Genomic DNA, 10,720 nt, shown 5'->3' with positions numbered 1-10,720 from the left:
GGCTGACCAGCTTGCTGATGGCTCGAAATTTCGCACTTTGACGATCGTGGATGTGTTCACGAAGGAGGCGTTGGCGATCGAAGTGGGGCAACGCTTGAAAGGCGAACACGTGGTATCCGCATTGAACCGAATCGCCGCTCGGCGCGGCGCTCCGCGGCATCTGTTTGTCGACAACGGCAGCGAGTTTTCCGGGCGCCTGCTCGATATGTAGGCGTACCACTACCAAGCAAAAATCGACTTCAGCCGACCGGGCAAGCCGACGGACAATTGCCACATCGAGACGTTTAACGGATCATTCCGCGATGAGTGCTTGAACCTACATTGGTTCGAGACGTTGGGCGAAGCCAAAGCGATCGTCGAGGCCTGGCGCCGGGATTACAACGAGAGCCGTCCTCACTCTGCTCTCAAAGAGTTGGCACCAGCTGAATTCGCCCGTCAGCTGATGCCTTTGCCGGGTTCAACCAGACCCGAAACGCCGGAAAACTCGCTCTAGATCTGGTCCGGGAAACCCAAGCGGATCAAACGAGGCCGTTCCCCAAGCTTGAAATGGCCCGAAGAAATCAGGCAGGTCATCCGCATTAACTTAAACCAACCAGCCTCCACGATTCCCGGTGCGGTTCAAACGCGCGCTTTGCTTGCCGTCACCTCCGGCCAACCGTATTCGGCCAGGCATCGGCCGGCCCTCGGCCCTGTGTCTTGGTCGCCTATTCGGCCAGTCCGAAAAGATCGACGCGCAGATATTTAAGGACGATGTAATACCAGCCGATGTCATCTCGTCCCTTCCATGACTTGATGGTATTCCAGTTGTCGGCCAGCGTGATGTTCCAGACGGCGACATGTTCAAGTTCGTTGTCGTATGGCCAGGGGATTAAATTATTGCGCACGGCATACGACACGGTATTTGAGTAGCCGATCTCGCCTTCCCATTTATTTTCCTTGATTTCGATAATTAGTTTTTCCGCATTCTTCAGGCTGGTGCCGTATATGGTCGCGCCGGTACGTGCCACATCATTTTTATTGTTCGCTTTGAAGTACGCCCCTGTGAACGAACCTCGGTCGCTGAAGGATTGCGCTTTGATGAGTTTATGAGCAGGTAGGTTGACACCGGTCTCCTCGATGAATTCGCGTTCGGCGGCCGCGGCGGCCCCCTCGTTCTTGTGTATCCCGCCGCCGGGAAGCGCGTACTGCCCGGGGCCGTTCGTTATGCGTATTCCTTTATGGTAGGCATCTCCCTTGCGGCCGTTTCCAAAATAGAAACCCTCGGTTCTCTTCTTGGCGATGATGAACCAGCCTTCCTCGTCGTATAGGACCGCATATGCAGAGGCCACGGTAATCTCCTTGATGATTTCGGCCGAAACAGGCAACGGAATTGGGAGTCTGCCCATGGGCCGGTTTTCAGCTTAGGACCGTTTTTGGCATGAAGGTAGCTACCATTTATAACAGGAATGGAAGCGCCGAATTATCCGAAACGTTATTTGGGATGTGATGTTGTTGGGAAATCAAATTCATCGATGGTGAGCGCGTCTCCCGGATATTGAGAAGGCTCGACGGGACGCCTTCCCTCCTCATGTGGCGGATCGACGCTGAACCAGCGACGCGAGGCATGGATCTCTCCAGGTCTGGTATGGAGGATCGGAAACTCAATAAATCCTCTTGGCGATTTCGTGGTATCTATGGCGCGCGGGTTAATTCTCGATGATTGTCTGTCGACCTTGTCGATCAAGCTTCATCGATCCCAAGCCCCAGCAGAACAACGATGTACAAGACGGTCTGTCGTATGGCGTGTGCCGGATTCGATGCAAGGGCGGTCGGGGAGTCAGCCGTCAACGCGCGCATGACGTGTCGTGTGTTCGCAATCGCGTCCGTATTGTCCGGTCCCGACACGCTCTATTTGACGACCTGTTCGCCGGCCCCCTCCTGCTTCTGGCTTTCGAATGCCGAGATGGCACAAACCGTCCATCCTCGGCCGCCGGTGTGCTTCCGGTCATTCGATCGATGATCGTTCCCATGTTTGTGTGGAGCATTGGCGGGGCGTGCGGCGGATTCGCGTCGACATCGCTTGATCCTGATAACAACCAATGCCCATCGAATGGCAAAACCTGGAGAGCCGTACCATGCAAGCACCGCTTCACCGCCACCATCTTCTCGCCCTTGCGCTGCTCGCGGCGACCCTTTCCGCCTGTGGCGGGGGAGATGACGGCGGGACATCCAGCACCGGATCAACCGCGTCGCCCCTGCCGGCGTCGCCCGCACCCGAAGCCCCCGCACCGTCGGCACAAGCCGCGTGCCGGCCGAGCGGTCGCTTTACCTATTCCGGCTCGGCTTCCCAGGTGGCGGCGAGCAACGGTCAACTGGCCGTGGTGGTCGTCCCGAGCCTGCCCACGGCGTATCAGAAGAAAAGAAACTTCACCGCACCGGCCGCGCCCGCATCGAGCCTGGTGCAGCAGCCGAGCGGTGGATTCACGACCTTGGCCGCATCGGCTGCGGCGACCGATTGTCTCGGCCTCGATCACGGGATGGTCACGGACATACAGAGCGTCGGCGCCGACGTGGCGATCGGCCGTTGGACTCAGGCCATGGACACGGACCGCAATACCTATAACGGCGAGCAGGGCGTCAGCTATGCGGTGGGGACGCCGTTGACGTTGTCCGCGACGAGCGGATCGCTCGTCTGCACGTCATTGATCGCGGGTCCGGTGGCAAACAACACCGGAGCGGAAGGGGGCTCGCTCGGAACGGCGTCGGCCACGCTCGATCTCGCCGCGCGCACGCTGAACAACCTGAGCCTGTCGATCACGGTGATCAATACGCCCTACACGGTGACGAAAGCGCAGACCCCGTTGAATGGGGTATCGAGCGAAGGAATGCTCACCGTCCAGTCGGTCGTCGTGGGACATGACGCGAAGCGGCCGCTGGTGGCGCTCGGCTACTCGGCAGCGCCGCCGAATACGCAAGGGGTCGGCGGCGTCGTGGTGATGTCGTGCCAGTAGTGATGGGCGCGTGACGTGACGGCGCGGCAATGTCGCGCCGGTCGTCGCGCGAGAGGATCGCCGCCACGCAGCGTGATGCCTGGCATGCAGGCGATCGGCAAAGCCGCCGTGTACTCCGGCGCCGGCGGCTTTTTTGCATCTGCATCTGGCAGCACGGCTTTGCCCGGCGCCAAGTCGGCCACCTACACCTTCAACTGGTATTTCACGCTTCGGCGCGGTTCGGATGGAATCCTCGGCACGTCTTCCACCCATCCCAGCCCATCGCTGCGCCAACGTCGCATCCTGCACCGTACTTGCCCGATCCCACCTGGGGCTGCCCTGGCCACAGAGCCGCGAGCCGATGATCCGACGGCGATCACGACGCAATTTATAAATGGAATTGTTTGGAGATATCTGCAATTCAGGTGCTCGATACAGTCAATATTTGGCTGATCGAGATTGGAAAACGTTTGCGGAAGAATTGCGTGTAAGAAGAAATAGTCCGTCGAAATGAAAAGAAGAAAAGCTCGATCCGAAATCTCATGATCCGTCGAGGGTGGCAGCCGCGAACTGCTTGCCCATGAAGGAAATGAGACGTACGGCATCATCAAATGAGACAAGGATGATGCGTCGGGATTGCGTATTTCTTGACGAATTTAAGAAATGAATGGTGAGTATTTTTTAGGCAATTTCAATAGCGTGATTTTGCGAAATTTTACAAACAAGTGATTCGTTTTTACATTTCTTGAAGATTGTAAGTCGATCGTAGTCGATATAATCGTCGCGAAATTTGAGATTGTAAGGACGGACAGGATTGCATGCCGTCCGGAAGGAAGTTCGTGGGTCGGCCCATGACGATGGGGAAGGTGGTCTGTCATGCGGCAAGGCAGGTGATGGGAAGTCGAGTGTGATCCGGTAGTCCTGCGCACGGTGCGCAAATTTTCCACGTATTGGCGACGCGTCGAGCCGAGTGATTGTGCCCATTCGGAATGCATCGTCGCGTGGATCGATTCGTCGATATAGAAGAGCGGCCTTCAAAACCCGGTGCGATATCCGGTTGAAGATGCTTCCGGCCGCGCAGGTGAAAACAGAGACCAAGATGCCATGGAAACGCGAGAGAGTTCCGGGGAAAGCTGCGTCCGCATTCGGCCGTCGATCGGTGGTCGCGCAAATCGCGACGAACGTCGATGCCGTCACGCCGGATTTCAAGGCCGCTTCAATCCGTTTTCCAACGTGTTTCGTGCGTCGCCGCCGCTTGGCGATACCGCGGAAAGTCAGCCCGTAAAACCATAGAAATCGTGCAGACAGCGCGCCCGACGGCGCGTCATCTGCGATCACAGAAATAACACGGATTCGCCGCTGCGTAGTGGCGTCCGTGCGCTTCCTGGCGCTTATCGACGTACAGCCGTCCCCGGATCCTCCCCGCGAGGAAACGTTTCGCATTACTGAATATAAATCAACGCTACTCAAGAACATTAGGAGAGACCAATTGAAGAATACGCATATTTCGATGCTTGTCACGGCGATGTTCGCGGGCGCCGGCATCCTGGGCGCAGGCACCGTGGCGGCGCAATCGAGCGCGAATTTCGTCGACCGGGGCAACCCCGACAACGCGCTCAACGGGCAATGCATCGACGGCACGACGTCCGGATGCATTTCCACCAAGAGCGGTTCGAACGTCGCGGTGAGCAGCTCGAGCTACAAGGCGGGCAACAACGCGCAAGCGGGCGCCGGCGGCATCGCGATCGGCGATCAGGCCAATGCGAACAGCAAGGGCGGCGCGGCGGGCGGCGGCGCGATCGCGGTCGGCACCGGCGCGCAGGCGCTCTCCAACTCGGCGACGGCGATCGGCACGGTGGCGATGGCCCAGGGCAATACGTCGCTCGCGGTCGGCCGCCAGTCGGCTGCGGTCGGCGATTTCTCGATGGCGGTGGGCAACGTCGCCGATGCGCGCGGCAAAAGCTCGATCGCGCTCGGCCATTCGGCGCTCGCGCAAGGCGACCGCTCGGTCGCGATCGGCGGGGCCAACCCGACGACGAGCGACGGTGTCTCGAACGGCGCATCCTACGACGCGGCCACGCAGACCCGCGCGGCCGGCACGCAATCCGTCGCGATCGGCGCAGGCGCGCAGACGGGCGGCGACAACCAGGTCGCCATCGGTTCCGGCGCGGTCGGCGCGGCGAACAACACGAGTCAGCCGGTGTTCGGCGGCACGGCCGCGCCGGTCGGCGGCGCGGTGTCGTTCGGTTCGACCGGCAAGGAGCGCCAGCTGAAGAACGTCGCGGCGGGTGTCGATGGCACGGATGCCGTCATCGTCTCGCAACTGAAGTCGGTCAACGACGGCCTGACGATGAGCATCAACAAGGTCGATGCGCGCGTGACCAGCCTGAGCACGACGGTCGGCGGCCAGATCGCGAACCTCAACACGTCCTTGTCGACGGCAACCTCGAACATCACGAACCTGCAGGCCGCCGACAAGCAGAACGTGAAGTACACGGACGGCAGCCACACCGCGATCGCGCTCGACGGGCAGGGCGGAACGACGATCGGCAACGTCAAGGCCGGCGTCGCGGATACGGACGCGGCGAACGTGGGCCAGCTGAACAGCGGCTTGTCGACGGTGCAGGGCAACGTCAATACGCAGATCAACACCCTGGGCGCGTCGCTGAGCACGTCGGTGAGCAGCGCGACCAAGGACGCCGTTCAATACGACAACGGCCGGCACGACAGCGTGACGCTCGGCGGCGCGGGCGCAACCTCGACGGTCGGCCTGCACAACGTGGCCGCGGGCGTCGCCGACACCGACGCCGTGAACGTCAAGCAGTTGAACGGCAGCCTCAGCAGCGCGGTCGCGCCGATCAACCAGAGCATCTCGAACCTGCAGACCTCGATCAGCACGACCAACCAGACAGTCGGCAACCTGAGCACGAGCGTCGCCCGCATCAATACGTCGTTGAGCACGGCGGCATCGAACATCACGCAGCTGCAGCAGCTGGACGCACGCAACGTGAAGTACGACGGCCCGGCGGGCTTCGAGACGGTGACGCTGCAAGGCGCGAACGGCACGACGCTTAAAAATGTCGCCGACGGCAAGGATGCGCATGACGCGGTGAACGTCGGCCAGTTGAGCGGCGGCCTGTCGTCGCTCAGCACGAGCGTGACGAACGGTGTCAATGCGCAGATCCAGAATCTCAGCACGACGGTCAACAGCCAGATCGGCGCGGCGACGAAGAACGCCGTGCAGTACGACGACGACAGCCATGCGAGCATCACCCTCGGCGGCTCGGGCGCGAGCGGCCCGGTGAGCCTGCACAACGTCGCGGACGGCGTCGCGAGCCGCGATGCGGTCAACGTCGGGCAACTGAACGGCGCGATCTCGCCGCTTCAATCGTCGCTGTCGTCCGCGGCGACGAACATCACGAACCTGCAGGGCAATGTGAGCAGCCTGAGCACGTCGCTCGGGACGGTGAACCAGAGCGTCGCGAACCTGAGCACGGGCCTGGTCGGCACGCAGGCGGACGTGTCGAGCCTGCAGGTGGCCGACAAGCGCAACGTGAAGTACGACGGCCCCGTGGGCTTCGAATCGGTCACGCTGGCCGGCCCGAACGGCACCAGGCTGACCAACGTGAAGGCGGCGGAGCTGTCGGCGGCCAGCACGGATGCGGTGAACGGCAGCCAGTTGTTCGCGACCGATCAGGTGGTGGCGAAGCAAGGCGATTCGCTCACGCAGCTCGGCGCTCAGGTCACGCAGAACACGACGAACCTCGGCGCGCTGCAACAGGATGCGCTGCAATGGTCGGCGTCGGCGGGGGCGTACGACGCGTCGCACGGCAGCGGCGGCGCGCAGAAGATCACGAACGTGGCGGCCGGCGACGTTTCGTCGACGAGCACGGACGCGATCAACGGTGCGCAGTTGAAGAACGTGCAGGATCAGATCAACACGCAGATCGGCGGCGCGACGAAGAACGCGGTCGTCTACGACACCGATGCGACCGGCAACCGCACGAACACGGTCACGCTCGCGGGCGGCGCGAATGGTCCGGTGACGCTCAAGAACGTAGCGCAGGGCGCGCTCGACGCGAACAGCACCGATGCGGTCAATGGTTCGCAACTGTTCGCGGTCAACCAGAACGTCGCGGCGCAAACCTCGCGCGTCGACGCCCTGACGACGAATGTGTCGACGCTGACCAGCAACCTGTCGACGACGAACGCGAACGTGGCGAACCTGCAGGATGCGGACAAGCTGAACGTCAAATACGACGGCAGCGACAGGGGGGCCGTCACGTTCGGCGGCGCGGGGCAGGCGCCCGTCAAGCTGTCGAATGTCGCGGACGGCGTCGCGAACAACGATGCGGTCAACGTCGGCCAGCTGTCGAAGGCGACCGGCAACCTGCAGCAGCAGATCAGCACGCAGGGCGATACGATCACGTCGCTCGATCAGCGCGTCACGACGAATACAGCCGGCATCGCCGCGCTCCAGCAGGACGCGCTGCAATGGAACCCGACACTCGGCGCATACGATGCGAGCCACGGCAGCGCCGCGCCGCAGAAGATCTCGAACCTCGCGCAAGGCGTGCAGGGCACGGATGCGGTCAACGTCGACCAGCTGAATTCGGCGGTGAAGAGCGGCGTCGGTGAACTCGATGCGCTCGCGGTGAAGTACGACGATGCGAGCAAGCGCCAGGTGTCGTTCGGCGCGGGCAACGGCGGCGCGCCGGTGCGCGTGACGAATGTGGCGGAGGGTGGCGTGCAGGCCGGCAGCACCGATGCGGTGAACGGCGCGCAACTGCGCTACGCGACGGACAGCGCGGCGGCGGCGCTGGGCGGCGGCGCGACGGCTAACACGAACGGCTCGATCACGGCGCCGAAGTACGCCATCGGCGGCGACACGTTCAACAACGTCGGCGATGCGCTCGGCAACCTCGACGGCCGCGTGACGAGCAATGCGACGACGCTGAGCCAGCACGATACGCGGATCGGCAACGCGGAGACGAGCATCGCCAGCCACACGACGGCCATCGCAGGTCTGGAGAAGGATGCGCTGAAGTTCGACGCGAACCTGGGCGCCTACAGCGCGGCGCGCGACGGCGCGGCCACCAAGGTCTCCGGCGTGGCGGACGGCAGCATCGCGGCGGGCAGCCAGGACGCGGTGAACGGCGGCCAGCTGTTCGGCGTGAAGTCCGATCTCCAGCAGCAGATCACGAACGTGTCGAATCAGGCCGGCGAGGCCGTGAAGCATGTCGTGAAATACGACGTGGACGCGAACGGCAACCGCCTGAACTCGGTGTCGCTCGCAGGCGGCGATGCGGCGTCGCCGGTCGTGCTCAAGAACGTCTCGGCCGGGGTGGACGACACCGACGCCGTGAACGTGAAGCAGCTGAAGAGCGTGCAGTCGAGCCTCAGCCAGCTCGGCGCGCTGGCGGTCACCTACGACGACAGCTCGAAGAGCGTGATCACGCTCGGTGGCGGCGCGGGCGGCACGAAGCTCACGAATGTCCAGGCTGGCACGCTCAGCGCGACCAGCACGGACGCCGTGAACGGTTCGCAGCTGCACGCGACGAACCAGCAGGTCGCGCAGAACACGACCGACATCACGAGCCTGCAGCAGAACGTGAGCAACGTGACCAACGGCAAGGCGGGCCTCGTGCAGCAGCAGGATCCGAACGGCCAGATCACGGTCGGCGCGGGCACGGGCGGGGCCTCGGTGAACTTCGGCAACGGCATCGGCGCGGATCGCGTGTTGACGGGCGTCGCGGCGGGCGTCAACAGCAACGACGCGGTGAACGTCGGTCAGCTCACGAATGCGCTCAAGGGCATGTCGGCTGACCAGGCGGTGAAGGCGGCCGCCACCGATGCGAACACGGGCTGGATCGCGCGGGCGGATTCGGGTGCGTTCGGTTCGTCGTCGACGGCGAGCGGCCGGAACTCGGTCGCGGTCGGACAGGGCTCGGTCGCGGATCGCGACAACTCGTTCGCGGTGGGCGCGAAGGGCAGCGAACGCCAGGTCACGAACGTCGCGGCCGGCACGGCGCCGACCGACGCCGTGAACGTGCAGCAGCTGAACGATAACGTCGCGGCCTCGTCGGCGGCGTCGCGCAGCTATACCGATCAACGCGTCGGGCAGATGTACAACGACCTGAACACCGTGAAGAAGGATATGTTCGGCGGCGTCGCATCGGCGATGGCGGTAGCGGGCCTGCCGCAGCCGACCGCGCCGGGGCGTTCGATGGTGTCGGCGGCGACGTCGACCTATCGCGGCCAGCAAGGCTTCGCGGCGGGCTATTCGTATGTGACGCAGAACGACAAGTGGGTCGTCAAGGCGTCCGTCACGGGCAACACCCGCTCGGACATCGGCGCGGTGGTCGGCGCGGGTTATCAGTTCTGATGACGGCGCTGTCGTAGCGATGCGCGTTCATTGCGCATGAGGTTCACCGGAAGCGACGCGCCCGTGAGGGGGCGTCGCTTTCGCATGCGCCGCGCACGGACGCGGCCGTGCCGTGTCGCTTATCGCGAGCAAAAACATTCGCAGGGAAACAGGCGAGGAGACCATGACTTCCGGGGAAGTCTTCCTTTCGACCGACACGGTCGAGCCCGCGCTGCGGGAGGGTTACTGGCGGCAAGTCATGCGACCGATCGCGGAGGTGGAGCGGGCCGACGGGGAGCCGGTCGCCGGGAGTCCGGCCGAAGGACATGACGATGCGGGGCTCGCCGCCACGCTCGCGTCGCGGATGTGCGGCGATATGCTGCTGTGGCGGGCGTCGGTCAATGCACAGCACTATCGGCGCGACAGCCGGACGATCCAGCAGAGCGGGCTCGATCAATACTGGGTGCAACTCGTGCAAGCGGGCGTGCACGCCGGTGATTTCAATGGCGCAGCGGCGCGGGCGGAGGCGGGGGACGTCTACGTCATCGATCTTGCGCAGCCGATGAGCAGCCGGATGGACGCAGGCGCATCCGTCGCGGTCATCATGCCGCGCGCGGAGCTCGATCGCGCCGCGGCCGGCCGGAACCTTCATGGCGCATTGCTGAAGGCGGGTGCGGGCCTGACGCCGCTGCTGGCCGATTATCTCGTCGGGGTGCATCAGGTCGCCGCACGGATCTCGGCGCGGCAGGCGCGGGTGGTCCAGGATGTACTGGCGGCGCTGCTCGCGACGGCGCTATCGGATACGCCGCGTCCTAGCGGCGGGCGCGCCGCGTCGCAGTCCGCCGCGTTGCGGCGGCGGCTCGTGCACTACATCGCGGAGCATTTGACGGAGCGCGAACTGAGTCCTGAATCGCTGGTCGCGCGCTTTCGTATTTCGCGCGCGCATCTGTACCGGGTGTTCGAGGCAGACGGCGGCGTGGCGCGGTTCATCCGCGAGCGTCGGCTCGATCTCGCGTATCGGGCGCTCGCCGATCCCGACGGGAAGGGCGAGTCGATCAAGGCCGTGGCGCTGCGTCACGGCTTCTCCAGCGGCGATCGGCTGGTGCAGGCGATGCGTCGGCGCTTCGGGGTGAGCGTGCGGGAGATCAGGACGGAGGCGGGGCCGCCGGAAGGGACCGGTGGCGACCTGGCTCGGCTGCATGAGCATTTCGCGCGGTTCGTGGTGCGCCGGGAGGGGGCGCGCGGCGATTGAGGCAAAGCCGGCATGTGATGGGTAAGCATGGGTTCCGTGCCATTCCAGTTTTCAGGGAAAGGCGGACGGGGAACCAGAGATGTCGTGTTCGACACAAGCGTATTCTCGAATGAAATAAGATTCACCCGATCAAGC

7 protein-coding genes and 1 pseudogene are annotated in these 10,720 nt (G+C 63.4%); 5 read left to right on the top strand and 3 right to left on the bottom strand.

Going from position 1 to position 10,720, the window contains the following annotated elements; translation table 11 throughout:
- Window positions 1-493, top strand: a pseudogene (locus AC1RQF_RS24725) (integrase core domain-containing protein); the annotation flags it as partial.
- A 211-nt stretch (window positions 494-704) separates the two neighbouring features.
- On the opposite strand, the gene AC1RQF_RS24720 reads toward AC1RQF_RS24725, so the two are convergent.
- Both AC1RQF_RS24720 and AC1RQF_RS24715 read right to left on the bottom strand, forming a co-directional pair.
- Window positions 705-1,385, bottom strand: coding sequence for an NUDIX domain-containing protein (locus AC1RQF_RS24720; protein ID WP_492873163.1), 681 nt, complete (start codon window positions 1,383-1,385; stop codon window positions 705-707).
- A gap of 86 nt (window positions 1,386-1,471) precedes the next feature.
- Window positions 1,472-1,723 carry a hypothetical protein gene (locus AC1RQF_RS24715; RefSeq protein WP_492873162.1) on the bottom strand — a complete coding sequence of 84 codons (252 nt, stop codon included), beginning with the start codon at window positions 1,721-1,723 and terminating at the stop codon, window positions 1,472-1,474.
- Between the two features lie 391 nt (window positions 1,724-2,114).
- Here AC1RQF_RS24715 and AC1RQF_RS24710 point away from each other — a divergent pair, with 391 nt between their 5' ends.
- Window positions 2,115-2,990, top strand: a complete 876-nt coding sequence (locus AC1RQF_RS24710) for a hypothetical protein (protein ID WP_274004429.1) — start codon at window positions 2,115-2,117, stop codon at window positions 2,988-2,990.
- An 84-nt stretch (window positions 2,991-3,074) separates the two neighbouring features.
- Complete coding sequence (locus AC1RQF_RS24705; protein ID WP_492873161.1) at window positions 3,075-3,422, top strand: hypothetical protein; 348 nt, start codon at window positions 3,075-3,077, stop codon at window positions 3,420-3,422.
- 228 nt (window positions 3,423-3,650) lie between these two features.
- Here the strand turns inward: AC1RQF_RS24705 and AC1RQF_RS24700 are convergent, their stop codons facing one another.
- Window positions 3,651-4,307 carry a hypothetical protein gene (locus tag AC1RQF_RS24700; RefSeq protein ID WP_492873160.1) on the bottom strand — a complete coding sequence of 219 codons (657 nt, stop codon included), beginning with the start codon at window positions 4,305-4,307 and terminating at the stop codon, window positions 3,651-3,653.
- A gap of 151 nt (window positions 4,308-4,458) precedes the next feature.
- Between AC1RQF_RS24700 and AC1RQF_RS24695 the strand changes: the two genes are divergently transcribed.
- Together AC1RQF_RS24695 and AC1RQF_RS24690 are read left to right on the top strand one after the other, a co-directional pair.
- Complete coding sequence (locus tag AC1RQF_RS24695) at window positions 4,459-9,354, top strand: YadA-like family protein (RefSeq protein WP_492873159.1); 4,896 nt, start codon at window positions 4,459-4,461, stop codon at window positions 9,352-9,354.
- 163 nt (window positions 9,355-9,517) lie between these two features.
- Entirely contained in the window at window positions 9,518-10,585 is a 1,068-nt protein-coding gene (locus AC1RQF_RS24690) for a helix-turn-helix domain-containing protein (RefSeq protein ID WP_492873158.1), read from the top strand.
- Window positions 10,586-10,720: the final 135 nt, after the last annotated feature.

The organism is Burkholderia sp. GW821-FHT14F03, from assembly GCF_058803765.1.
The sequence above is the reverse complement of the archived record's forward strand: the minus strand, read 5'-3'. Positions and strand labels throughout refer to the sequence as shown.

What these genes read in the sequence shown, in the direction of transcription:
- AC1RQF_RS24690 (WP_492873158.1), top strand. Translation starts at nt 9,518, where the DNA reads ATGACTTCCGGGGAAGTCTTCCTTTCGACCGACACGGTCGAGCCCGCG.
- AC1RQF_RS24710 (WP_274004429.1), top strand. Translation starts at nt 2,115, where the DNA reads ATGCAAGCACCGCTTCACCGCCACCATCTTCTCGCCCTTGCGCTGCTC.
- AC1RQF_RS24705 (WP_492873161.1), top strand. Translation starts at nt 3,075, where the DNA reads ATGCAGGCGATCGGCAAAGCCGCCGTGTACTCCGGCGCCGGCGGCTTT.
- AC1RQF_RS24720 (WP_492873163.1), bottom strand. Translation starts at nt 1,385, where the DNA reads ATGGGCAGACTCCCAATTCCGTTGCCTGTTTCGGCCGAAATCATCAAG.